This window comes from Thiobacillus thiophilus, assembly GCF_055378705.1.
On record NZ_AP042404.1, the window covers coordinates 743,073 to 766,457 of the forward strand.

Annotated in this window: 23 protein-coding genes; 14 read left to right on the forward strand and 9 right to left on the reverse strand. The window is 60.9% G+C overall.

Annotated features, from left to right (window positions below; translation table 11 throughout):
* Nucleotides 1-100: 100 nt before the first annotated feature.
* Entirely contained in the window at nt 101-1,057 is a 957-nt protein-coding gene (locus tag ACZ41T_RS03555) for a chemotaxis protein (RefSeq protein ID WP_464923102.1), read from the forward strand.
* 53 nt (nt 1,058-1,110) lie between these two features.
* On the opposite strand, the gene fliE is transcribed toward ACZ41T_RS03555, so the two are convergent.
* On the reverse strand, nt 1,111-1,470 hold the full coding sequence (gene fliE / locus ACZ41T_RS03560) for a flagellar hook-basal body complex protein FliE (RefSeq protein WP_464923103.1): 360 nt from the start codon (nt 1,468-1,470) through the stop codon (nt 1,111-1,113).
* A 248-nt stretch (nt 1,471-1,718) separates the two neighbouring features.
* Here fliE and fliF point away from each other — a divergent pair, with 248 nt between their 5' ends.
* From fliF to fliR, 13 genes are all read left to right on the forward strand, one after another.
* Nucleotides 1,719-3,356 carry a flagellar basal-body MS-ring/collar protein FliF gene (fliF, locus tag ACZ41T_RS03565; RefSeq protein WP_464923104.1) on the forward strand — a complete coding sequence of 546 codons (1,638 nt, stop codon included), beginning with the start codon at nt 1,719-1,721 and terminating at the stop codon, nt 3,354-3,356.
* Nucleotides 3,349-4,350: a flagellar motor switch protein FliG gene (fliG, locus tag ACZ41T_RS03570; RefSeq protein WP_464923105.1), complete on the forward strand. Its 1,002-nt coding sequence runs from the start codon at nt 3,349-3,351 to the stop codon at nt 4,348-4,350. The genes fliF and fliG overlap by 8 nt, the downstream gene beginning before the upstream one ends.
* A gap of 73 nt (nt 4,351-4,423) precedes the next feature.
* The gene (locus ACZ41T_RS03575; RefSeq protein WP_464923106.1) at nt 4,424-4,993 is read left to right on the forward strand and encodes a flagellar assembly protein FliH; all 570 of its coding nucleotides are present in this window, start codon (nt 4,424-4,426) and stop codon (nt 4,991-4,993) included.
* 209 nt (nt 4,994-5,202) lie between these two features.
* Nucleotides 5,203-6,603 (forward strand): flagellar protein export ATPase FliI, encoded by a 1,401-nt coding sequence (gene fliI, locus ACZ41T_RS03580; protein ID WP_464923107.1) that lies wholly within the window; start codon nt 5,203-5,205, stop codon nt 6,601-6,603.
* A gap of 26 nt (nt 6,604-6,629) precedes the next feature.
* The gene (gene fliJ / locus ACZ41T_RS03585; protein ID WP_464923108.1) at nt 6,630-7,079 is read left to right on the forward strand and encodes a flagellar export protein FliJ; all 450 of its coding nucleotides are present in this window, start codon (nt 6,630-6,632) and stop codon (nt 7,077-7,079) included.
* A 21-nt stretch (nt 7,080-7,100) separates the two neighbouring features.
* Nucleotides 7,101-8,339 carry a flagellar hook-length control protein FliK gene (locus tag ACZ41T_RS03590; RefSeq protein WP_464923109.1) on the forward strand — a complete coding sequence of 413 codons (1,239 nt, stop codon included), beginning with the start codon at nt 7,101-7,103 and terminating at the stop codon, nt 8,337-8,339.
* Nucleotides 8,340-8,774: 435 nt separating this feature from the next.
* The gene (gene fliL, locus ACZ41T_RS03595; protein WP_464923110.1) at nt 8,775-9,272 is read left to right on the forward strand and encodes a flagellar basal body-associated protein FliL; all 498 of its coding nucleotides are present in this window, start codon (nt 8,775-8,777) and stop codon (nt 9,270-9,272) included.
* Between the two features lie 8 nt (nt 9,273-9,280).
* Nucleotides 9,281-10,282, forward strand: a complete 1,002-nt coding sequence (fliM, locus tag ACZ41T_RS03600) for a flagellar motor switch protein FliM (protein WP_464923111.1) — start codon at nt 9,281-9,283, stop codon at nt 10,280-10,282.
* Nucleotides 10,275-10,685, forward strand: a complete 411-nt coding sequence (fliN, locus tag ACZ41T_RS03605; protein ID WP_464923112.1) for a flagellar motor switch protein FliN — start codon at nt 10,275-10,277, stop codon at nt 10,683-10,685. Before fliM ends, fliN begins: the two co-directional genes overlap by 8 nt.
* A 166-nt stretch (nt 10,686-10,851) precedes the next feature.
* Entirely contained in the window at nt 10,852-11,271 is a 420-nt protein-coding gene (gene fliO / locus ACZ41T_RS03610; RefSeq protein ID WP_464923113.1) for a flagellar biosynthetic protein FliO, read from the forward strand.
* Nucleotides 11,272-11,302: 31 nt separating this feature from the next.
* The gene (gene fliP / locus ACZ41T_RS03615) at nt 11,303-12,022 is read left to right on the forward strand and encodes a flagellar type III secretion system pore protein FliP (protein ID WP_464924018.1); all 720 of its coding nucleotides are present in this window, start codon (nt 11,303-11,305) and stop codon (nt 12,020-12,022) included.
* Nucleotides 12,023-12,298: 276 nt separating this feature from the next.
* The gene (gene fliQ, locus ACZ41T_RS03620; RefSeq protein ID WP_464923114.1) at nt 12,299-12,568 is read left to right on the forward strand and encodes a flagellar biosynthesis protein FliQ; all 270 of its coding nucleotides are present in this window, start codon (nt 12,299-12,301) and stop codon (nt 12,566-12,568) included.
* Nucleotides 12,569-12,756: 188 nt separating this feature from the next.
* Nucleotides 12,757-13,545, forward strand: coding sequence for a flagellar biosynthetic protein FliR (gene fliR, locus ACZ41T_RS03625; RefSeq protein WP_464923115.1), 789 nt, complete (start codon nt 12,757-12,759; stop codon nt 13,543-13,545).
* A 46-nt stretch (nt 13,546-13,591) separates the two neighbouring features.
* Here the strand turns inward: fliR and cheZ are convergent, their stop codons facing one another.
* The 8 genes from cheZ to ACZ41T_RS03665 form a co-directional block, all read right to left on the reverse strand.
* On the reverse strand, nt 13,592-14,251 hold the full coding sequence (gene cheZ, locus ACZ41T_RS03630; protein ID WP_464924019.1) for a protein phosphatase CheZ: 660 nt from the start codon (nt 14,249-14,251) through the stop codon (nt 13,592-13,594).
* A gap of 28 nt (nt 14,252-14,279) precedes the next feature.
* The gene (cheY, locus tag ACZ41T_RS03635; protein ID WP_464923116.1) at nt 14,280-14,678 is read right to left on the reverse strand and encodes a chemotaxis response regulator CheY; all 399 of its coding nucleotides are present in this window, start codon (nt 14,676-14,678) and stop codon (nt 14,280-14,282) included.
* Nucleotides 14,679-14,927: 249 nt separating this feature from the next.
* Nucleotides 14,928-16,007, reverse strand: a complete 1,080-nt coding sequence (locus tag ACZ41T_RS03640; RefSeq protein ID WP_464923117.1) for a protein-glutamate methylesterase/protein-glutamine glutaminase — start codon at nt 16,005-16,007, stop codon at nt 14,928-14,930.
* 16 nt (nt 16,008-16,023) lie between these two features.
* Nucleotides 16,024-16,632, reverse strand: a complete 609-nt coding sequence (cheD, locus tag ACZ41T_RS03645) for a chemoreceptor glutamine deamidase CheD (protein WP_464923118.1) — start codon at nt 16,630-16,632, stop codon at nt 16,024-16,026.
* Entirely contained in the window at nt 16,629-17,498 is an 870-nt protein-coding gene (locus ACZ41T_RS03650; protein ID WP_464923119.1) for a CheR family methyltransferase, read from the reverse strand. Before ACZ41T_RS03650 ends, cheD begins: the two co-directional genes overlap by 4 nt.
* 290 nt (nt 17,499-17,788) lie before the next feature.
* Nucleotides 17,789-19,438 (reverse strand): methyl-accepting chemotaxis protein, encoded by a 1,650-nt coding sequence (locus ACZ41T_RS03655; protein ID WP_464923120.1) that lies wholly within the window; start codon nt 19,436-19,438, stop codon nt 17,789-17,791.
* A 111-nt stretch (nt 19,439-19,549) separates the two neighbouring features.
* On the reverse strand, nt 19,550-21,586 hold the full coding sequence (locus ACZ41T_RS03660; RefSeq protein ID WP_464923121.1) for a methyl-accepting chemotaxis protein: 2,037 nt from the start codon (nt 21,584-21,586) through the stop codon (nt 19,550-19,552).
* A gap of 124 nt (nt 21,587-21,710) precedes the next feature.
* Nucleotides 21,711-23,366, reverse strand: coding sequence for a methyl-accepting chemotaxis protein (locus ACZ41T_RS03665; RefSeq protein WP_464923122.1), 1,656 nt, complete (start codon nt 23,364-23,366; stop codon nt 21,711-21,713).
* Nucleotides 23,367-23,385: the final 19 nt, after the last annotated feature.

Consider the following 23,385-nt stretch of genomic DNA (forward strand, 5'->3'; position numbering starts at 1 on the left):
GGGATAGCAAATTTTTCCGCACCTTTTGCTTTTCTCTGTACCGCCGTGTCCCTGTGGTGAATGAACTGAAGTTTTTAAGATGACTCGAGGAATCCCCGCAATGCAAACGATCCAGCAGGAAATTGACGAACGAACCAATCTGACCAGCTCCAACAAGCTGGAGTTGTTGCTGTTTCGCCTGGGCGAGGATGCCAATCTCGATCGTAACGAACTGTTCGGGATCAACGTGTTCAAGATACGCGAAATCATCCCGATGCCGACCATTACCGCCATGGCCGGATCGCATCCCCACATGATGGGCGTGGTCGACCTGCGCGGCCAGATCATCCCCGTCATCGATTTGCCGGCGGTCACAGGATGCACCCCGAAAACCGGGCTGAATATCCTGCTGATCACCGAATATGCCCGCAGCACCCAGGCCTTTGCCGTCGAGTCGGTGGAGGACATCGTGCGCCTCGACTGGCGTCAGGTGCTGTCGGCCGAGGGCAATGCCGCGGGCGGGATGGTGACCAGCCTCGCCCGCCTGGACGGAGACAATAGCGACCGTCTGGCGCAGGTGCTGGATGTGGAAACGATCCTGCGCAAGGTCATGCCGCCGATCGAACCGGACGTCGATTCCGCCACCATTGGACCTCAGGTCGAAATCAAGCCCGGCGCAGTCATCCTGGCAGCGGACGACTCGCTGATCGCACGCACCATGATCGAACAGGGGCTGGAAGCCATGGGCCTGCCCTTCATCATGTGCAAGACCGGCAAGGAAGCCTGGGACCACTTGCAGGCCATCTCCGACAAGGCGGAAGCCGAAGGCAAGACCGTGCACGACAGGATTGCCCTAGTGCTGACCGACCTGGAAATGCCCGAAATGGACGGCTTCACCCTGACCCGCAATATCAAGCAGGATCCGCGCTTCAGCGCCATTCCCGTGGTGATCCATTCCTCGCTGACCGGTTCGACCAACGAAGCGCATGTCAAAAAAGTGGGCGCGGATGCCTATGTGGCGAAGTTTGTCGCCGAGGATCTGGCGAATGCGTTACGCGAGGCGCTAGGGAGTGAGTGAGGGGTGAGGGGTGAAGCTACGGACTGCAGCCATCCTAACCCCTAACCCAGTACTTACACGCCCATCGCCATGATTTCCTGATAGGCGGACACCAGTTTGTTGCGCACCTGTACGGTCTGTTGCAGGGCGATACTGGATTTCTGCAATGAGATCATGGCGTCGGAGAGGCTGACCGTGCTGTCGCCCATCTCGAAGCGCTGGGCGAGTTGCTGCGACTGCAACTGGACCTGGTTGACCTGGTCCAGCGAGGTCTTGAGAACCGACTGAAAGCCGACCGAGCCTGCGGCCTGTTGGGTCTGAAGGGTGCTATCGCTTACAGGGTTGGCGTTCGCAGGGGACGTGCGTTCCGCCGCAGCTTTTAGCTGCGCCATCATCGCTTCTATCCTGCCGGTGTCGATCGCTCCTATGCTCATGGTGCCCTCCTCTGCTCATCCAGCCGCCGTTCCAGCCAGGCTGGTTTTTCACGTGCCCACCTTATCAGCCCGGTTGCAAGTCATAAGTTCGATAAACGCGGAAAACCGGCTTCTATTCCCCTGATTGAAAACCCTGGCAGTGCCGATAATTCGATCACATAGGGCGTACCTCATGGGGAAACACGACGTGAAAACGGCAATCGGAAACAAGGCGATCCATGACGCCGGCACGAAGGGGGCAGAATAATATGGCAGCAGGAAGCGAGATTGTGGTGCGGGGCAACGTCATGGACTTCACCCGGACGGCCGGCGGGCAAAAAATCATACTGGCACTGGGCGTGGCGATAGCCGTAGCGGTCATGGGCGCGGTCTGGATGTGGGGACAACAACCCGACTATCGCGTGCTGTTCTCGAATTTCAGCGATCGCGACGGCGGCGCAATTGTCGCCGAGCTGGAAAAAATGAACATCCCCTACAAATACGCGGAAGGCGGCGGCGCCGTGCTGGTGCCCGCCGACCGGGTGCACGATGCGCGCCTGAAGTTGGCCTCGCAAGGCCTGCCCAAGGGCGGCAATGTCGGCTTCGAGCTGATGGAAAACCAGAAACTCGGGTCTTCCCAGTTCGTCGAGCGGGTCAATTTCCAGCGCGCCATGGAAGGCGAGCTGGCACGCTCGATCGAATCGGTCTCCGCGGTGCAGGCCGCGCGCGTTCACCTGGCCATGCCCAAGGATTCGGTCTTCGTTTCCGAGCAGAAAGCGCCCACCGCGTCGGTGCTGCTCAACCTGCATCCCGGCCGCGTGCTGGATCTGCAGCAGATCAGCGCCATCGTGCACCTGGTGGCCAGCAGCGTGCCCGAGCTGCCGATCAAGAACGTGACCGTGGTCGACCAGAACGGCAACCTGCTCTCCGAAACCGGCAAGATGGCCAGCGCCAACGGCATGGACCCCAGCCAGATCAAGTATGTGCAGGAACTGCAGCAGAACGTGGTCAGGCGGATCGAATCGATCATCACCCCGATCGTCGGCCCCGACAACGTACGCGCCGAGGCGACAGCCGACGTCGACTTTTCGCGCAGCCAGCAGGCGGTTGAATCCTACAAGCCGAACCAGACGCCCGAGGCGATGGTCATTCGCAGCCAGCAGACCAGCGAATCGCTGAACGGCTCTGCCAACCCGGGCGGCGTGCCGGGCGCGCTCACCAACCAGCCGCCGGCGCCGGCCACGGCTCCTATTAATGCGGCGCCGATCAATGCACCGGGACAGAATGCTGCCGTGCCGGCCGGCGCGGTACCTGCCACCAATACGCGCAAGGATGCCACCGTCAACTACGAAGTCGACAAAACCATCCAGTATGTGCAACAGGGCGTTGGCGGCCTCAAGCGGCTGTCGGTCGCCGTGGTCGTCAATTACAAGCACACCACCGACAAGGACGGCAAGGCGGTGATGACGCCGCTGACCGAGGCCGAGACGACCCAGATCACCAATCTGGTCAAGGAGGCCATGGGCTTCAATGCAGAACGCGGCGACTCGGTCAACGTGGTGAACACGCCCTTCGCCCGCGCGGAACAGGAGGTAATCCCCGAACTGCCTCTTTGGAAACAGCCCGGCGTTATCCAGATGGCCAAGGCCGCAGGCAAGTATCTGTTGATGGCTCTGGCCCTGCTCATCCTGTATCTGCGCGTACTCAAGCCGATTCTGAAGAAGCTCTCCGACGCGATGGCGCAGCCTCTGGCAGGCCATCTCCAACTGCAGGCCGATGCCGAAGTGATGGCGCTTCCCGGCCAGCGCAACTACCAGGAAAACCTGTCGCGCGCGCAAAAGATGGCCAACGAAGATCCACGCGTCGTCGCCAACATTGTAAAAACCTGGGTGGGCAGCAATGAGTGAACCAAGCGGCGTCACCAAAGGCGCGATCCTGATGCTTGCGCTGGGCGAGAATGGCGCATCGGAAGTGATGAAGTTTCTCGGCCCGCGCGAAGTGCAGAAGCTGGGAGAAGCCATGACCAGCATGAAGTCCATTCCGCAGGAAGATGTGGAGCACGTGCTGGAGAACTTCAACACAGTGGTGGACCTGAATTCCTCGCTGGGCCTCGATTCCAACGACTACATCCGCACCGTCCTCAGAAATGCGCTGGGCGACGACAAGGCCTCGTCGCTGCTGAACCGGATTCTCGGCGGCGGCGGCGATGCCAGCGGCATCGAAAGCCTGAAATGGATGGACGCCGAATCGGTGGCCGACCTCATCCACAACGAACATCCGCAGACCATCTCGACCATCCTGGTGCATCTGGAGCGCGACCAGGCCTGCGAAGTGATGAGCTGTTTTACGGAACGTCTGCGCAATGACGTGTTGCTGCGCATTGCCACACTCTCCGGCGTGCAGCCGACTGCGCTGCGCGAACTCAATGACGTGCTGACCAAGCTGCTGTCCGGCAACGACGTGCTGAAGAAACAGCCGATGGGCGGCACCCGTGCCGCGGCGGAAATCCTCAACTTCATGAGCGGTGAAAACGAAAGCACCGCCATGGAGCACCTGAAAAGCTACGACCCCGAAATGGCGCAGAAGATCATGGACGAGATGTTCGTGTTCGAGAACATCATGGACATCGAGGACCGTGGCATCCAGCTGCTGCTGCGCGAAGTGCAGTCCGATTCGCTCATCATCGCGCTCAAGGGCGCATCGGAAGAGATGCGCGAAAAAATCTTCAAGAATATGTCGCAGCGTGCCGCTGAAATGATGCGGGACGACCTGGATTCCAAGGGGCCGGTTCGCCTGTCAGAGGTGGAGGCGCAGCAGAAGGAAATCCTGTTGATCGTCCGCCGCCTGGCCGATGAAGGCCAGATCTCGCTGGGTGCAAATGGGGAAGAACAGTATGTCTAGCGTCATATCCACCCTGGATCGGTCGGATTGCAAGCCCTGGGAAATGGCCAGCTTCGAGGGGGACCCTCACTCGATGAAAGAATCGCACCGTGCGGGCATCACCCTGCCAACGATCGAACAGATCAGCGGCATCCAGGAGCAGGCGCGGCAGGAGGGCTACAACGCCGGACATGCCGAGGGCCTTGCCAAGGGCTATGGCGAGGGGCAGAAAAAAGCCGCGCTCGAAGCCGCCCGCCTGGGCAGCTTGGCCGATGCTTTCACGACGGCAGTCGGCAATGCCGATGAAACCATCGCGCAACACATCCTTGACCTGGCGCTCGATTTTTCCCATGCGTTGCTGAAATCGGCGCTGACGATACGTCCCGAACTGGTCATCCCCATCGTCAAGGAAGCGGTTCGCTATCTGCCGATGCTGCACCAGCCGGCCCTGCTGTTCCTGAATCCGGACGATGTGGTGCTGGTCGGGGACAGAATCGGCGATGAACTGACAAAAATGGGCTGGCAGCTGACGGCCGATGCCGAGCTCGAACCCGGCAGCTGCCGTGTTGAAACCGCCAACAATCAGATCGACGCCTCCTTGCCTACCCGCTGGAAACGTCTCGCTGCCGCGCTCGGCAAGGATTCCGACTGGCTGGCCGCCTGAGATACACGAATGAACCCGAAAACCGCATTTGAACCACAGAGGCACAGAGGCATAGAGAAAAAAACAAAGACTTTCATCGTGATGCCCTGTCACCTGTCGGGTGAGCGGCCAAGTGCGTGTAGCCTGTTGACCTCTTGTCTTTCTCTGTGCCTCCGTGTCCCAAGGGATACCGTCCCTGCAGGACATATCTCTGTGGTGAGGAATTCAGGATGAACACCCAATCCCACAGCGCCCGCTGGAAGGCCTATCTGCAGGATTGCAGCGAGCTGCTGGCGATCGCCGAGCCGATGCGGGTATCGGGGCGTGTCACCCGCGTGGCCGGACTGGTGATGGAGGCGGTCGGCCTGAAACTGGCGGTCGGCAGCGCCTGCACCGTCCCGCTGCCCAATGGTTCGCAGCTGGATGCCGAAGTGGTGGGGTTTGACGGCAACCGGCTTTTCCTGATGCCGCAAAGCGACGTCGAAGGCATCGTGCCCGGCTCCAGGGTGTTCCCGGTGGAGGTGATTCCCACTCTGCCCCGCCTCGGTCTGGTCAATCATCCCCGCCGCCGGCCGAGCGACCGCACCCGCCACCTGCCGGTCGGCGACGCCCTGCTGGGCCGCGTGCTCGACAGCGCCGGGCGACCGCTCGACGGCCTCGGTCCGGTGCACACCACGGCCACCGCACCGCTCAACAACCGCGCCGCCAACCCGCTGTCGCGCGCGCCGATCACCGACACCCTCGACGTCGGCGTGCGTGCGATCAACAGCATGCTGACGGTGGGCCGCGGCCAGCGCATGGGCCTGTTCGCCGGCTCCGGCGTCGGCAAAAGCGTGCTGCTGGGGATGATGGCGCGCTACACCGGCGCGGACGTGATCGTGGTCGGCCTGATCGGCGAACGCGGCCGCGAGGTCAAGGAATTCATCGAACAGATTCTCGGCGAGGAAGGCCTGGCGCGCGCTGTCGTGGTGGCCGCACCGGCCGACACGCCGCCGCTGGTGCGGATGCAGGGCGCAGCCTACGCCACCTCGATCGCCGAGTATTTTCGCGACCAGGGCAAGAACGTGCTGCTGATCATGGATTCGCTCACCCGCTACGCCATGGCGCAGCGCGAGATCGCCCTGGCGATCGGCGAGCCGCCGGCCACCAAGGGCTATCCGCCTTCGGTATTCGCCAAGCTGCCGGCGCTGGTCGAACGCGCCGGCAACGGCAATCCGGGCGGCGGCTCGATCACCGCCTTCTATACCGTGCTGACCGAGGGCGACGACCAGCAGGACCCGATTGCCGATGCCGCGCGCGCCATTCTCGACGGCCACATCGTGCTGGATCGCGCGCTGGCCGAAAGCGGTCATTACCCCGCCATCAACATCGAGCAGTCGATCAGCCGTGTCATGCAAAACATCACCACCCCGGAACACCAGCAACACGCACGCCGCCTGAAAAAGCTGGTTTCGCGCTACGAGCGCAGCCGCGACCTGATCAACGTCGGCGCCTATGCGGCAGGCACCGACCCGCTGCTGGACGAAGCCATCCGCTTGCAGGCGGGGATCGAGGCCTTCCTGCAGCAAGATATTTCCGCGCACTCGAACGTCCAGCAAAGCCTGAGCGCCCTCGAAGCCTTGTTCCAATAACCCTCACCGAACGACAGGCACACTGAATGGCCAATCCCTCCGCACTCGATACGCTGATCGACCTCGCCAACAAGGAAACCGACGAGGCCGCGAAACTTCTGGGCGCCACGCTGCGCGCCGGCGAGGAGGCGGAGCAGAAACTCGACCTGCTGATGCAATACCGCGACGACTATGCCGCGCGTTGCCAATCCAATCTGGCCACCGGAATCAGCACGACGCATTTCAACAACTTCCAGGTGTTCATGCAAAAGCTCGACCACGCCATCGCCGGCCAGCAGAAGGTCGTCAGCGACGCCAAACAGCGAATTGCCCAGGCACGTGCCGCCTGGCAGGCCTGCGAGCAGAAAAAAATGTCGTTCGTCACGCTGGCCGACCGGGCAAGTAAGGAAAGCGTACGCCGCGAGCTCTGGCTCGACCAGAAGCAGAACGATGAGCACGCCTCCCGGAGCGCGCTGTACAAACGGAATCCTTCCTGAAACCTGACGGGACACAAGACCATGAACGCGATCTCCATCAATATCAATCCGGCCAATACCGTCCAGCCGCCACCCGCCGCCGGCAAACAGCCGGATTCTGCGGCGCAGGACGTGCCATTCAGCCAGGTCCTGTCGAGCGAGATGGCACAGAGCCGGCGTAACAGCAGCGAGGCCAAACAAGACGCCAACGCCGATGCCGGTCCAGACAAGGCGTCGCCGGCGGGCTCTTCGACGGAATCCGACACAAGCGCCACGGCCAGGGAAACAGAAGCCAAGGAATCCGCGGACGGCCCGCTTGCCCTGCCGCTAACCAAGGACACCGTAACCGATCCGGCGACCTTGCTTGGGTTGGGAATCATCCCGGATCAGCTGAAGCCGGCCCCGGCCAAGACGGACAGTGTTGCCGAGGACGCCGCGACCGATCCGGCGACCTTGCTTGGGTTGGGAATCACCCCGGGGCAGCTGAAGCCGGCACCGGCCAAGACGGACAATGTTGACGCAGAGCAACCAGCCGCCAGGGACGCAAACACCCTGTTCTTCGAGAAGCCCGGTAAAGGCCGGGCGCCACGAACAGCGCCGGTCGGACAGCCTGCCGACCCTGTGCGCGACACGCAGAAAATCGACCCCGCCGCATCCGGTAAAGCCAGCCTGCAGGCGACCACGACAACCGTCCTGTCCACCGCATTTTCGGGCCAGCTGGCAGCGGCCCGGCAGCCCGATACCATGAAGGGAGAATTCCTGTCGGACCTCGCGAGCAATCCATCCATGCGCCCCGCCTCGCAGGCAATGTTTGAAACCCTGCACGCGTCGAATGACGTTGCCTCTCCCAAATTGGCCCCCACGGTGGGCACAACGGCCTGGAACCAGGCCCTGGGCGAGAAAGTCGTGTGGATGGCGGCAGGCGCCCAGCAATCGGCCACACTCACGCTCAACCCTCCCAATATGGGCCCTCTGCAAATTGTGCTGAACCTGACGAACGACCAGGCCACGGCCAGTTTCTTCTCGGCCCAGCCTGAAGTTCGCCAGGCGCTGGAGACTGCCTTTCCAAGGTTGAAGGAAATGATGAGCGAGGCCGGCATCCAGCTTGAGCAGGCGATGGTCAGCGCGGATACACCGCGGCAGGACGACACGCCCGGCCGCCAGGCGCAACGGGTCATACCTCCGATTACCGGAAGGGATGATGCTGTCAGTGCCGGCCTGCAGTCCATTCACGCGCCTGGCCAGCAATCCGGGCGGGGACTGGTCGACACCTTCGCTTGACGGCTTGCCTTTTGTGGATGCTTCCACAAGGCGGAGATTGTGTGGGCCTCCCGCAGGGGCGAGACCCCTCCCACAGGGGAGAGCTGTTGGGGGAGGCCACCCCGGGACGAGCCCGCCGACCGCATGAACCTGAAAACCTCACCACAGAGATATGTCCCACAGGGACGGTATCCCTTGGGACACAGAGGCACGGAGAACGGCAGGAAATCAATGGGGTGCCGATCAACCGGCCTTCACCCATCGGGTGGACGCACTGACCCATGCAAGGTGTTGTTTTTCCTCTGTACGCTCTGTGCCTCTGTGGTTCAACTGCGGCTTCAAGAATTAAACGATATGCGTCCCTTTTCCCCCTCTTTTCCCGGCATCGAACGCGCTTGTTTGTTTCAATAATGACAAACATCTACACCGCATAGCCCCTACCGAGGAACTGTATCGATGGCCAGACCCGCCGCACCTGCCGAACACGACGAGGCTGCCGAAGTCGTCCCCGCCGGCAAGTCGAAGAAGAAGCTGTTTATCATCATCGGCGCCCTTGTGGTTCTGTTGGGCGGCGGCGGCGCGGCCGCCTGGTTCTTCAGCCAGCCAGACGATTCGCCCAGGGAAGCCGAAGAGAAACTGCAAAAAGCACCGGTCTATCTGGCGCTCGAAACCTTCACCGTCAATCTTCAGGATAGCGAGCAGTACATGCAGGTCGACATCACGCTGCAGGTGCCCGATCAGGCTCAGGTGGACGCGATCAAGCTGCACATGCCGCGCGTCCGCAGCCGCTTGCTGACCCTGCTCTCCAGCAGGCATGCCGATGAGCTGGTCTCCGCCGCGGACAAACTCAAGCTTGCGCAGGAAATCCAGGCGCAGGTGGTGCAGCCGTTTGACCCCAAAGGCAAGCCCCAGCAGGTTGACGACGTCCTGTTCACCTCGTTCGTGATCCAGTAATCAAGCCCATGGCCGACAACTTTCTTTCGCAGGATGAAGTCGACGCGCTGCTGAAAGGCGTAGCCGGCGAAGCCGACGATGTCCCGATCGAAGAAGATCATGGAGAGGTCCGTTCGTACAATCTGGCCACGCAGGAACGCATCGTGCGCGGCCGCATGCCGACACTCGAAATCATCAACGAGCGTTTTGCGCGCCTGCTCCGCATCGGTCTCTACAACTTTCTGCGGCGCGGGGTGGAAGTCTCGGTCGGCCCGGTACGCGTCTCGAAATACAGCGAATTCATCCGCAACCTGGTGGTGCCTACCAACCTGAACCTGGTGCAGTTCAAGCCGCTGCGCGGCTCGGCGTTGATGATCTTCAATCCCGACCTGGTTTTCCTTATGGTCGACAACCTGTTCGGCGGCGACGGTCGTTTCCATACGCGCGTCGAAGGCCGCGACTTCACGCAGACCGAACACCGCATCATCCAGCGCATTCTCAATATCGTTTTCGAGGCCTACTCGAAATCCTGGGAACCGATTTACCCGATCGAATTCGAGTTTGTCCGCTCGGAAATGAACACCCAGTTCGCCAACATCGCCACGCCCAACGAAGTGGTGGTGGCGGTCACCTTTGCCATCGAGCTCGGCCAGATCAGCGGTGAAATGCATTTTTGCATGCCATATTCGATGATCGAACCCATCAAGGATCTGCTGACCAGCAGCCTGCAGGCCGAAAACCTGGAAGTGGACAAGCGCTGGATCCGCCTGATGCGGCAACAGATCCAGCTGGCAGAGGTCGAGATCGTCGCCGACCTGGGCACAGCCGAGATCAGCCTGCGCGACATCGTCGACATGAAAGTGGGCGACATCATTCCGCTTGACATCCCGCAAACCATCGAGGCCAAGGTCGATGGCGTGCCGGTGATGGAATGCGCCTACGGAAAATTCAACGGCCAATACACCTTGCGTGTCGAGAAATTGCTGTCAACCAGCTCGACCGAGCCGAAAACAGGAGAAAAACATGTCTGAAGAAGACTCTACCCAAGCCATCGCAGAAGACGACTGGGCGGCGGCCATGGCCGAGCAGGCCCCGCAGGCGGCTACCGCCCCGGCGGCCAGTCCGGAAATATTCAAGGAGCTGTCCGGGGCCACCGCATCCGGCGGAGTTGGCCAGGATATCGATTTCATTCTCGACATTCCGGTGCTGCTGACGGTGGAACTGGGCCGCACCAAGATCACCATCAAGAACCTGCTGCAGCTGGCACAGGGATCGGTGGTCGAGCTCGACGGTCTGGCGGGTGAGCCGATGGACGTGCTGGTCAACGGCTGCCTGATCGCGCAGGGCGAAGTGGTGGTGGTGAACGACAAATTCGGCGTGCGCCTGACCGACATCATCACCCCCGCCGAGCGGATCCGGAAACTCAACAAATGAAGCTGAAAACCGCATCTGAACCACAGAGGCACAGAGACACAGAGGGAAAAACAAAGTCTTATATCGCGATGTCCTCTTGCTTATCGGGTGAGTTGACAAGTACGGGTAGCCTTGTGGTGTCTTGCCTCTCTCTGTGTCTCTGTGCCTCTGTGGTGAGGAATTTAGGATGAAACCTGTTCTTCTTGCCGTCTGCTTGCTGAGCCTGCCGGCGCTGGCGCTGGCAACCGGCGCTCCGGCGGAACCCGCCATCTCCGCCGCAGGCAGCCTGCTGCAGGTCTTCATCGGCCTGGTGGCCGTGCTGCTGCTGATCGCCGGGACCGCCTGGGCGGCCAAACGCCTGGGCGTCACCCACGGCGGCTCGCCCGGCCTGCTGCATGTAGTCGGCAGCACGTCCGTCGGCACCCGCGAGCGGGTCGTGGTGGTCGAAGTGGGGGATTCCTGGCTGGTGGTGGGCGTGACCCCCGGCAGCGTCAATGCGCTGATGACCCTGCCGAAGGGCGAGCTCCAGTCAGCGGCCACGCCCGGCCTCAACGCCAGTTTTGCTGTGCGCCTGCAACAGATGATCGAGAAGCGCCGTGTCAAATAAGCGGTATCCGAACCTGGCGCAACTCTTCTTTATGGTGGTCGCGCTGACGCTGCCCTCGCTGGCGCTGGCTCAGGGCGCGGGTCTGCCTGCGTTCACCAGCACCCCGGTGAGCGGCGGCGGACAGTCCTACACCCTCAGTCTGCAAACCCTGCTGCTGCTGACCTCACTGTCGTTCCTGCCAGCCGCGCTGCTGATGATGACCAGCTTCACCCGCATTATCATCGTGCTGTCGCTGCTGCGGATGGCGCTCGGCACCCAATCGACTCCACCCAACCAGGTATTGGTCGGCCTGGCGCTGTTTCTGACGTTCTTTGTGATGGGGCCCACCTTCGACAAGATCTACGTCGAGGCCTACCAGCCGCTGTCTGAAAACCGCATCCAGATGCAGGAAGCGCTCGAAAAGGGCGTGATGCCCCTGCGTGCGTTCATGCTGAAACAGACGCGTGAGTCCGACCTTGCCCTGTTCGCAAAAATGTCCGGCAACGGCCCCATGAATTCAGCTGAAGATGTCCCGATACGCGTTCTGATTCCGGCCTACATCACCAGCGAACTCAAGACCGCCTTCCAGATCGGTTTTGCCGTGTTCATCCCCTTTCTTATCATCGACATGGTCGTCGCCAGTATCCTGATGGCGATGGGCATGATGATGGTATCGCCCGCCATCGTCGCGCTGCCCTTCAAGATCATCCTGTTCGTGCTGGTCGATGGCTGGAATCTGCTGCTGGGTTCGCTTGCTCAAAGCTTTTACTAGGGCGTGTTAATGCTAATTTCACGCCCGCGACGAGGCCGATTCGGGATGCAGGCCACGAAGCGAGATGCGCCGCAGTGTCGCTCACTGCAAGCAGCTCGCGACAAAGACATGCGCCCGAATCGGCCCGTCCCTCCGGGTTGCCGCGAGAAAGCGCGTCTGCGGCGTTGCGCCGCTTGGCAAGGAATGACCCTTGCCTGCGCGGCGCGCCTTGCATCCATCGCTTTCTCGCGGCAACGTGGACGCGAAATTAGCATTAACACGCCCTAGGGGATCACCATGACGCCGGAAAGTGTAATGACCATAGGCCGCACCGCACTGGAAATCACCATCCTGGTGGCCTCCCCTGTCCTGCTGGTCACGTTGATCGTCGGCCTCACCGTCAGCGTCTTCCAGGCCGCCACCCAGATCAACGATCCCAGCCTCTCCTTCATCCCCAAGGTGCTCGCGGTGCTCGTCACCTTTGCCCTCGCCGGGCCGTGGATGCTGACGGTGATGACCGATTACATGCGACGGGTGCTGACCGGCCTGCCGGGCATCATCGGGTAATCGCGCTGCGGGCACGCCACGATGCTTGAAAAGGCTAATCATTCACCACAGAGGCACAGAGACACAGAGAAAACGATGCAAGAACGATTTTTGCCAGCTCATCCAATACGGTTTGGGCTCGCAATGTTTCACTTCGCTGTTTTTCCTCTGTGTCTCTGTGCCTCTGTGGTTCAAAAGGTTTCCCCACCATGATCAGCCTCACCGACGCCCAACTCAATACGTGGCTGATCAATTTCATCTGGCCGCTCACCCGCATTCTCGGACTGATCATGGTGGCGCCGATATTCGGACACCGCTCCGTTCCCGGGCGCGTCAAGATCGGACTCGGTATTTTCATCACCCTGATCATTGCCCCCACCCTGCCGCCGATGCCCGATGTGGGACTGGGGTCATGGCATGGCCTGTTCATCCTGGTTCAGCAGTTGCTCATTGGCGTGGCGATTGGTTTCATCATGCGCATTGTTTTTGCTGCGGTCGATGCCGCGGGAGAAATCGTCGGATTGCAGATGGGCTTGGGGTTTGCGTCATTTTTCGACCCGCAAAGCGCCGGCCAGACGCTGGTCCTCGCACGATTTTTCAATCTGCTGGCACTGCTGGTTTTCCTGGCGGTGAACGCCCACCTGCTGCTGCTCGGCGTTCTGGTCGAAAGTTTTCAAAGCCTGCCCATCAGCCCGCAGCCGCTGTCAGCCGCCGGGTTCTACAACGTGGCCGCCTTCGGCTCCACCGTGTTTGCCGTCGGCCTGCAACTGGCGCTGCCGGTGATCGCCATCATGCTGATGACCAATCTGTCGCTCGGCATCCTCACCCGCTCCGCACCCCAGCTCAACATCTTTGCCATCGGTTTTCCCATTACCCTGGGCGTTGGACTGATTGTGCTGGACATGACCCTGCCCTACTTCGCCCCCCAGTTTGAACAGTCGGTCCAGAATGGACTCAAGGCCACGGTGATGGTGATCCAGACGTTGCGTCCGGAATGAGATTCAAATTACAAGGTTTTTCTTGTGGCTTGCAACTTGTAACTTTTCAGAAGCCGAGGCTATCGAGCAGATCGTCCACCTGGCCCTGGTCGGCTACCACGTCGCTCTTGTTCGCCGGGTTGATCTGCGGGCCGTTGAGCAGGCTGCTGCCGGCTTCGCGCCGCACTTCGACCGGCGAATAATCGATCAGCAACTGAACCAGCTGCTGCTCCATGCCATGCGCGAGTTCGGTCACCTTGCGGATCACCTGGCCGGTGAGATCCTGAAAATCCTGCGCCATCATGATATCCAGTAACTGCTGTTTGGTTGCACTGGTGTCATTGCGCATATCGGCCAGGCATTGCATGGTCATCGTGGCCATGTCGCGGTAATTGGCTTCCGAAAAGGGTGCTTTGAAAGCGGCCTGCCAACCATTCAGAATTTCGTCGGCACCTGCATCGATGCGTTCCTGCATGGGAATGGCGGCATCGGTGGCGTTGAGCACGCGCTGTGCCGCCTGTTCGGTCATGCGTGCGACATAGTTGAGACGTTCGCGGACATCGGGAATGTCATGCGTCGCTTTTTCCAGCACTTTGTCGAAACCCAGCTCACGCAGGCTGTCGTGCAGGGTACGGGTAATCTGGCCAACCCGCGCCAGCATCTCGTCGTGTTCATTTCTTTCGGCGCACACGACATCGCGTCCGGCATCGTGCCCGGTAGCAGCCACGGCGGAGCTGGCGAATTGCGTATCCACGTCAGGCTCCTGCTTTTTCAAGTTTTTCGAATATCTTCGCGAGTTTCTCGTCGAGCGTGGCGGCGGTAAAAGGCTTGACCACGTAGCCGCTGGCGCCGGCCTGCGCCGCGGCGATGATGTTTTCCTTCTTGGCTTCGGCCGTCACCATCAGCACCGGCAGCTTGGACAGCGCAGCATCGGCACGAATATTCTTCAGCATGTCGAGGCCATCCATGTTCGGCATGTTCCAGTCGGACACGACGAAGTCGAAGTTCCCCGCGCGCAGCTTGGCCAAACCGTCGACGCCGTCTTCCGCTTCTTCAACATTGGCATAACCCAGTTCTTTGAGCAGATTGCGCACGATGCGACGCATCGTGGAAAAGTCGTCAACAACCAGAAATTTCGTATTCGGATCGGCCATGCAGGACTCCATTGAAACGGTTCATTTTGTCAGGAAACCGCTGATTAATTTGTCATTGCGAGGAGCGTAGCAACGCGATAATCCAGAAATACCCGCTTGATCGATACGCTGGATTGCTTCGCTGCGCTCCCCATGACAGCCATATCGAATTAATCAGCGCTCCCTCAGGGGAAGAATCGGCAAAACGGCGTCAAACTTAAGCCGGCAAACCGTCAGAAAAATCGGTTCACGCGTAAGTTCAACCTGAATTCAAACCCGCATCGCACGGTTGCCGTGCGTCGCAAAGAATTGCATCACCCGCCCCGGCAATTCGTACAGGGGGCCGACATCGTGGGTGGCGCCGATGGCGATGGCTTCCTTGGGCATGCCGAATACCACGCACGAGGCTTCGTCCTGCGCCACGTTGTAGGCGCCGGCCTTTTTCATTTCCAGCATCCCGGCTGCGCCGTCGCGGCCCATGCCGGTGAGGATGACGCCGACCGCGTTCTTGCCTGCATTGGCCGCGGCCGAGTTGAACAGGACATCGACGGATGGGCGGTGACGATTGACCGGCGGCCCCTGGTCGAGTTTGGTCATGTAGTTGGCGCCGCTGCGCACCAGCAACAGGTGGGAGTGACCCGGTGCCAGATAGGCATGGCCCGGCAGCACGCGTTCCCCGCCTTCGGATTCCTTGACGGAAATCTTGCACAGCTTGTCGAGCCGGTCGGCGAACGAGCGGGTGAAGCCTTCCGGCATGTGCTGGGTGATCAGGATGCCGGGGCAATCCGACGGCAGCTGGATCAGGAAATCCTTGATTGCTTCGGTGCCGCCGGTGGAAGCGCCGATGATGATCAGCTTTTCGCTGCTGGTGAGCGGGTTGCGCACCGGCGCCAGTTCGAGTCTGGCCGCCTGCCCCGCCGCGCTGGAGGGATGCGGACGCGGCTTGATTCTGGCCCGCGCGGCAATGCGGATTTTTTCCACAATCAGGTCCGTGTATTCGAGCATGCCGCTCTGGATCGAAATTTTCGGCTTGGTGACGAAATCCACGGCGCCCAATTCCAGCGCGCGCATGGTGATTTCCGACCCCCGCTCGGTCAGCGACGACACCATCACCACCGGCATCGGGCGCAGCCGCATCAGCTTCTCGAGAAACTCCAGGCCATCCATTTTCGGCATTTCCACGTCCAGCGTGAGCACGTCGGGATTGGTTTGCTTGATCAGATCGCGCGCCGCCAGCGGGTCGGGCGCCACGCCCACCACCTCCATATCCGGCTGGCTATTAACGATCTCCTTCATCACGCCGCGAATCAGCGCCGAGTCATCCACGATCAGAACCTTGATTTTTGTCATGCTTGTTTTCTTTCGATCAGAATAGGTCGACGTCTCCGCTCACCGGATTGGCCTTCAGTCGGCTCGCATAATCCTGCTCGCGCTTCACCAGCGTGTAGTTGTTGAGCTGCTTGAGTTTTTTCACCAGGACCTTGCCGGTGGCCGGGAAAAAATACACCTTGCGCGGATGGACATCGTTCAGATCCTCGGCGACGATTCGGATATTCTCGGCGTGCAAATAATCGCGCACGAACCGGGCGTTGCGTTCGCCCACATTGATGCTGGTAAAGCCGCGCAGCACATTGCCGCCACCGAACACCTTGGCTTCCAGGTTCTCGCGCCGCGCGCCCGCCTTGAGAACCTGATTGATCAGCACTTCCATGGCGTAGGCGCCATAACGCATCGACGCCGAGGCCGGGCTGCCGGCATCGCCCCCGCCGTCCGGCAGCATGAAATGGTTCATGCCGCCGATGCCCGAGACGCGGTCGCGTATGCACGCCGCCACGCAGGAGCCGAGTACCGTGACGATGAGCATCGGCTTGCCGGTGAAGTAGTACTCGCCGGGCAATATCTTGGCGGTTTCACAGTCGAAGGTGCGGTCGTAATACAGGTTGGTCGCAAGCTGCTCTTCAATGGCAGGGTTCATGCAGGCTTCCTTGCACCCCCATGACGAGGATCCAGTTCGTAAACCGTCTTGCCGCGCAGCCTGAATGCATCGGATGCGTACATGAAATTTTCGGAATGACCGGCGAACAGCAGGCCGTCCGGCTTCATCAGCGGCACAAACCGCGCAAGAATCTGACCCTGCGTAGGTTTGTCGAAATAGATCATCACATTGCGGCAAAAGATCACATCGAACGCGCCGCTCAGCGCCCAGTTGCCGGCCAGCAGATTGAGCGGCTTGAATGTCACCAACTGGCGCAGTTCCGGGCGCACCCGCACCAGCCCGGAGCGCTCGCCACGACCCCGCTGGAAGAAGCGTTTGACGCGGTCCTGCGCCATCTTGTCGATCCGCTCGATCGGATACACCCCGTTGGCCGCTATTTCGAGCACATTGGTATCGATATCCGTGGCGATGATGCTGACCGGCGGCATGGGGCTGTCGAACGCCTCGCATGCCGCCATGGCGATCGAATAGGGCTCCTCCCCGGTTGAACTGGCCGAGCACCAGATCGACAGCGGCGCTTTCATTTTTCGCATGTGCTCGGCCAGGATCGGGAAATGGTGCGCCTCGCGAAAGAACGAAGTCAGGTTGGTGGTCAGGGCATTGGTGAACGCCACCCACTCATCGTCATCCCGTCCGCTTTCCAGCCCGTCGAGGTATTCCTGGAAGGAATTGATGCCCTTTGCCCGCAAACGACGCGCCAGACGGCTATAAACCATCTCCTGCTTGCTTTCGCCGAGCGATATGCCGGCTTGCCTGTAGATCAGGGCACGCACGCGCGCAAAATCACGCGGTGTAAATTCAAAAATCTTGGTATTGTCGGACTGCGTTTTCGGTGCGGGTTTCATTTCAGGATGCTTTATTTATGCCTTATTTAAAGGCCATGTCACTGTTGGCTGTTGAAGTCATGTCTTGCCCCCTCTGATGAAGCCCTATCCTACGGCGCTGGCCACTACCACTCAACGCCACGTTCACAAGATACCTGTGTACTGTGTACTGTATAGATCAAGCCCCTTTAAATCTGGAAGAGACTTGATCTGGTTGGGCCCGTCATAAAACCAGACCTACCTCAAAAGCGAAAACCAGCCACCCCGAACCATCGACAAACCCATTGTCTGGTCGACCCGCCTGGGTACGCTCAGGCCGCCGCCCGGACCGGCACCGCCGCCGGCAAGGACTTCACGCTACGGCCAGCAGGCTGCGCCGTCGGTCCACTCCGCACCAGCGTAAAGTAACCCACCAACTCCGAAAGCTTCGCCGCCTGCTCCTGCAGGCTTTCGGCCGCCGCCGAGGCCTGTTCAACCAGTGCGGCGTTCTGCTGGGTGATTTCGTCCATCTGCCCCACCGCCTGGTTGACCTGCTCGATGCCGGCGCTCTGTTCCTGGCTGGCGGCGGCAGTGCCGCTGATGATATCCGCCACCAGTTGCACCGACGTCACGATGTCGTCCATCGCCTCGCCTGCCTCGTCCACCAGCTTTCTGCCCACCTCGACCTGTTCCACCGAATCGCCGATCAGGGTCTTGATTTCCTTGGCCGCACTCGCGCTGCGCTGCGCCAGGTTGCGTACTTCGGAGGCGACGACGGCAAAGCCGCGGCCCTGCTCGCCGGCCCGCGCGGCTTCGACCGCTGCGTTCAGCGCGAGGATGTTGGTCTGGAAGGCGATGCCGTCGATGACGCCGATGATGTCGGCAATCTTGCGCGAGCTGTCCTTGATCGAGCCCATGGTGTCGATCACTTTTCCCACCACTTCGCCGCCATTGACTGCAATCTCCGCGGTAGACAGCACCAGCTTGCTGGCATGGTGGGTCTGCACGGCGTTCTCCTTGACGGTGCTGGTCAGTTCCTCCATCGAACTGGCGGTCTCCTCCAGCGAGGAGGCCTGCGATTCGGTGCGACCGGACAGGTCGGCGTTGCCGGAGGCAATCTCGCTGGCGCCCATACTCACAACCTCGGTGCTCTGCTTGATCTGCCCGACCAGCAGCTTGACGTTGATTTGCAGAACACGCAGCGACTGCATCAGATCGACCAGCTCATTCGCGCCTTCGGCCACGATCCGCCCGGTAAGATCGCCTGTGCCCATGCGCTGGATATCCTGCTTGGTGCGTTCAAGGGGCATGACGATCGTGCGGAACAGGAAAATGGCAAACACGCCGGCCAGAGGCACCCCCAGTGCGGCGATCGCCATCAGCCAACCGGTGAGCAGCTGATTGGCTTCGGTGGTGGCCAACCAGGCCAGAACGCCCATCGCCACGAACAGGGCGGCCATCGAAGCAGCGGCCATTCCCAGCATGGCTTTCAGCGAATAGGCCTTCAGAAAATTGCGTAGCTGATATGGGGGACATCTAACCGCATTGCCTTCTTCGACCTTGAGCCCCTTGTCGCCGGCCTTGATGGCGCGGTAAGCGCTGTCCGCGGACTGGACCTGCGCACGGCTGGGCTTGGTCCGAATCGACGCATAGCCAGCGACTTGCCCGTTTTCAATGATGGGCGCGGCATTGGCCTCAACCCAGTAGTAATCGCCGTTCTTGCAGCGGTTTTTCACCAGACCGGTCCAGGCCTTGCCGCTCTTGAGGGTGCGCCACAGATCGGCAAAGGCCTCGACCGGCATGTCGGGGTGGCGCACGATGTTATGCGGCTGCCCGATCAGTTCATCCTCGCTGAACCCGCTAATATTGACGAAGTCCTGATTGGCATAGGTGATTTTTCCGCGCAGGTCGGTCTTCGATACCACAACCTCGGTGTCCTTCAGGACATATTCGACGTTGGTCACCGGCATGTTGGAGCGCATTGTGTATCCCCGGACAAACTAATACGTCTTATATCGGCCCGTAACCAGAAATCTGGATAGTCAGCCTGTACATATCTACCGAAAGGCACATCTTGAGACGCTTTCCACTCGTCATTGCCAGCCGCCGGCCGCAGCCAGTTTCTTCGGCCGGATGGCCGGTGCCGGGATTGTCCTGAGCCCGGCCTTGCTCGATGAGGCCACGGCGGGCGCGGGAGTGCATGCCCCGCTCGCCAGCCTGAACACGCTCACCGCCTCGGCAAGCTTGTCAGCCTGATCCTGCAGGCTCTCGGCCGCAGCCGCCGCTTCTTCCACCAGGGCGGCGTTCTGCTGGGTCACTTGATCCATCTGGGCGATGGCCCGGTTGACCTGCTCGATCCCTGAACTTTGTTCCTGGCTGGCGGCGGCTGTACCGCTGATGATGTCCGCCACCAGTTGCACCGACGTCACGATGTCGTCCATCGCCTCGCCTGCCTCGTCCACCAGCTTTCGACCCGCCTCGACCTGTTCCACCGAATCGCCGATCAGGGTCTTGATTTCCTTGGCCGCACTCGCGCTGCGCTGCGCCAGGTTGCGAACCTCGGAGGCGACGACGGCAAAGCCGCGTCCCTGCTCGCCGGCACGCGCGGCTTCGACCGCTGCGTTCAGCGCGAGGATGTTGGTCTGGAAGGCGATGCCGTCGATGACGCCGATGATGTCGGCAATCTTGCGCGAGCTGTCCTTGATCGACGCCATGGTGTCGATCACCTTCCCCACCACTTCGCCGCCATTGACCGCAATCTCGGCAGTCGACAGCACCAGCTTGCTGGCATGATGGGTCTGCTCGGCGTTTTCCTTGACGGTGCTGGTCAGTTCTTCCGTCGTGCTGGCGGTTTCTTCCAGGCTCGCCGCCTGCTGTTCGGTACGCGACGACAGGTCGAGATTGCCGGCGGCAATCTGGGCGCTGCCAGCGGCAATCGAATCGCTGCTCTGGCGCACGTTGCTGACGATGCTCACCAGGCTCTCGTTCATATCCTTCAGCGCGGCGAGCAGATGACCGGCTTCGTCGGTGCTGGTGACTTCGATCTTCGAGGTCAGGTCGCCTGCAGCCACGTGTTGGGCCAGTTGTACCGCCTGCCCGATTGAGCGTGTCGTGGTACGCGCGGTCAGCACGATGATCCACAGCGCGATGGCACCCGGCAAAGCACCGCCCATCACCAGCCACAACGCGCGCTGTTCGGCTACGACGCGATCGGATAGGGCGCTATCCAGCACCTTGAACGCGGCGGCCGTCAGGTCGAACTGGGTGTCGATGGCCCGGGTCATCGTCGCGAAGTAGTCTGCACCCGGCAGGCCAAGCATCTCGGCGCGAACGATCTGCTCGTCGGTAAGCTTGAGCACCGCTTCGGCCGCAGCCACCGCGCTCGCCACGGGCTGGTCTAGCGTCCGCCGCAGCGAGGGCTCGGCATCCATGGCTTTATCGAAGGCACCACGCGCATTGCGAAGATGCTGCTGCGCCGTGGCGCCGATCACCGAGATGCGCACATGGTCTTCCGGCATGGCCTCGCCCCGGGTCAGCAGCACGGCGCCGACCGCGCGCATCTGGCCCAGGCTTTCTGTCAGCCGGGGCAAGTGGCCGAGCACCGACGAGACCATGTGGTGGGTGGCGGCATCGGAGTCGAAGGCTAGCGTCGAGCTGTCGACGATGTCATCGAGCAACGCGAGCTGCTCGGCGATCAGAGCAGTGTGCCGCGCAAAACTCTGCGGCCCGGCGATCGATTTCCCACTGATCGCGCCGGCCACGGCCTGCCATTCGCGCTGAATCGCGGCCAGGCGCTCGTCGAGCCCGTGCTCTGCCAGACCCGCCACCGACTGCTGCGCCCTGGACATGGCCAGCTCCACCTCGGCCTGTTTGGCCTGACGCGCTGCCCGGATACTGTCGTTGCCGGCCAGCACCATGGCCGACTGGCCACGGTGCTGCTGCGTGAGCTTGATCAGCGTAAGCATGTCGCCCGATGGCTCGATGCCGGCGACCTCGGCGCGGGCCACGGACAGCGTCGTGACTGCGGTCTTGATGACCAGCCATACGGGCATGGCCACCATCGCCAGGACGAGGACGCCGATCAGGGTAAATTTACGACTCAATTTCAGGTTGCTAATGAACTGTTTCACGATTTTTCCTTATATCGAATGCTGTGGCTTGTTGCGTTAATGTGAATTTTTTCTTGGTTCGGGACAAAACTTGTCGATGTTTGTCGATGCTTATTTCAAATCGAATGCCTCGTGCGATCAGCCCTCAGAATTCTTCCCACTCTTCGCCGCCGCCACCGGCTGCGGCCAGTTTCTTCGGGCTTGCCATGATCCTGGCCGGCGTGCCCTGCCGAGCCGGAGATACTGGCTGCACGCTGTACGCCCCACTCTCCAGCTTGAACACGCTCACCGCCTCGGCCAGCTTGCCGGCCTGATCCTGCAGACTCTCGGCCGCCGCAGCCGCTTCTTCGACCAGGGCGGCGTTCTGCTGGGTCACTTGATCCATCTGGGTGATGGCCTGGTTGACCTGTTCGATGCCGGAACTTTGTTCCTGGCTCGCGGCCGCGATCTCGCTCATGATGTCGGTGACGCGCTTGACCGAGCTGACGATCTCGCCCATGGTCTTGCCGGCTTCGTCGACCAGCTTGCCGCCGGCGTCGACCTTGCCGACGGAGTCCTCGATCAGGGTCTTGATCTCCTTGGCGGCGCTCGCGCTGCGCTGCGCCAGGTTGCGTACTTCGGAGGCGACGACGGCAAAGCCGCGACCCTGTTCGCCGGCCCGCGCGGCTTCGACCGCGGCGTTCAGCGCGAGGATGTTGGTCTGGAAGGCGATGCCGTCGATGACGCCGATGATGTCGGCAATCTTGCGCGAGCTGTCCTTGATCGACGCCATGGTGTCGACGACCTGGCCGACGACCGCCCCACCCTTGACCGCAATGTCGGCGGTGGACCCCACCAGCTGGTTGGCCTGGCGGGCGTTCTCGGCGTTCTGCTTGACGGTGCTGGTCAGTTCTTCCATCGAGCTGGCGGTCTCTTCCAGGCTGGACGCCTGCTGCTCGGTACGCGACGACAGGTCGAGGTTGCCGGCGGCAATCTGGCTCGACGCGGTGGCGACGGTGTCGGTGCCGGTGCGCACCTGGCCGACCACCCGCACCAGGCTGTCGTTCATGTCTTTCAGCGCCTGCATCAACTGGCCGATTTCGTCCGTCGAGTGGACGTCGATATTCTGCGTCAGATCGCCTTCGGCAACGCCGCGCACAAGCTTCACCGCAGCGTCCAGCGGACGGGTGATGGAACGCACAATCCATATTCCAGCAAGTGCCGCCAGCAACCCCACCGCCAGACTGCCCACAATCATTCCGGACAGCGTGGTATTTGCGGCTTTCCCGGCGCTGGCCGATATGCGTCCAGCCTCTTCCACCTGATGCTTGCGAAAGGCCTCCAGATGGCCCAACAGGGTTTCGCTGGCCTGATCAAAACCGGGGGCCGTATCAGTGCCTTTCATCAGCGCATTGCCGGCCTCCATTCCCTCATTGACATAGGCCTTCGCCATGACTTTTCCAAGGGCATACATTTCATTGAAGTTTGATTCGATGACCTCAATGTCTTTGACGGCCTCCGCGTTTCCTTCCTGTTGGTATGTGTGCCTGAATTTCTCGACACCCTTCAGAAATCGCTGGGCGGCCTCTTCGGCCGCATCGAATCCCTCGACATCGTGAGTGGCCGCTACGTCGGTCAGGAATTGTTGAACATCCGAACGGCTGAGGTTCATTTCAGCCGCCAGCAGCGCGTTGGGCATGGTTTTCTCATTGATGGTCTGCACATCCTGCGCCAATCCGGATATCCCCACCCCGGAAACCAGAAGAATCGACAAGAACAGCCCTGACACCACGGCGAATCCAAGTTGGAGTCGGGTTTTCACACTTAAATTTTTGAACATT

Coding starts and splice junctions, on each gene's coding strand:
- ACZ41T_RS03555 (WP_464923102.1), top strand. CDS start 101: ATGCAAACGATCCAGCAGGAAATTGACGAACGAACCAATCTGACCAGC.
- fliE (WP_464923103.1), bottom strand. CDS start 1,470: ATGAGCATAGGAGCGATCGACACCGGCAGGATAGAAGCGATGATGGCG.
- fliF (WP_464923104.1), top strand. CDS start 1,719: ATGGCAGCAGGAAGCGAGATTGTGGTGCGGGGCAACGTCATGGACTTC.
- fliG (WP_464923105.1), top strand. CDS start 3,349: ATGAGTGAACCAAGCGGCGTCACCAAAGGCGCGATCCTGATGCTTGCG.
- ACZ41T_RS03575 (WP_464923106.1), top strand. CDS start 4,424: ATGAAAGAATCGCACCGTGCGGGCATCACCCTGCCAACGATCGAACAG.
- fliI (WP_464923107.1), top strand. CDS start 5,203: ATGAACACCCAATCCCACAGCGCCCGCTGGAAGGCCTATCTGCAGGAT.
- fliJ (WP_464923108.1), top strand. CDS start 6,630: ATGGCCAATCCCTCCGCACTCGATACGCTGATCGACCTCGCCAACAAG.
- ACZ41T_RS03590 (WP_464923109.1), top strand. CDS start 7,101: ATGAACGCGATCTCCATCAATATCAATCCGGCCAATACCGTCCAGCCG.
- fliL (WP_464923110.1), top strand. CDS start 8,775: ATGGCCAGACCCGCCGCACCTGCCGAACACGACGAGGCTGCCGAAGTC.
- fliM (WP_464923111.1), top strand. CDS start 9,281: ATGGCCGACAACTTTCTTTCGCAGGATGAAGTCGACGCGCTGCTGAAA.
- fliN (WP_464923112.1), top strand. CDS start 10,275: ATGTCTGAAGAAGACTCTACCCAAGCCATCGCAGAAGACGACTGGGCG.
- fliO (WP_464923113.1), top strand. CDS start 10,852: ATGAAACCTGTTCTTCTTGCCGTCTGCTTGCTGAGCCTGCCGGCGCTG.
- fliP (WP_464924018.1), top strand. CDS start 11,303: ATGGTGGTCGCGCTGACGCTGCCCTCGCTGGCGCTGGCTCAGGGCGCG.
- fliQ (WP_464923114.1), top strand. CDS start 12,299: ATGACGCCGGAAAGTGTAATGACCATAGGCCGCACCGCACTGGAAATC.
- fliR (WP_464923115.1), top strand. CDS start 12,757: ATGATCAGCCTCACCGACGCCCAACTCAATACGTGGCTGATCAATTTC.
- cheY (WP_464923116.1), bottom strand. CDS start 14,678: ATGGCCGATCCGAATACGAAATTTCTGGTTGTTGACGACTTTTCCACG.
- ACZ41T_RS03640 (WP_464923117.1), bottom strand. CDS start 16,007: ATGACAAAAATCAAGGTTCTGATCGTGGATGACTCGGCGCTGATTCGC.
- cheD (WP_464923118.1), bottom strand. CDS start 16,632: ATGAACCCTGCCATTGAAGAGCAGCTTGCGACCAACCTGTATTACGAC.
- ACZ41T_RS03650 (WP_464923119.1), bottom strand. CDS start 17,498: ATGAAACCCGCACCGAAAACGCAGTCCGACAATACCAAGATTTTTGAA.
- ACZ41T_RS03655 (WP_464923120.1), bottom strand. CDS start 19,438: ATGCGCTCCAACATGCCGGTGACCAACGTCGAATATGTCCTGAAGGAC.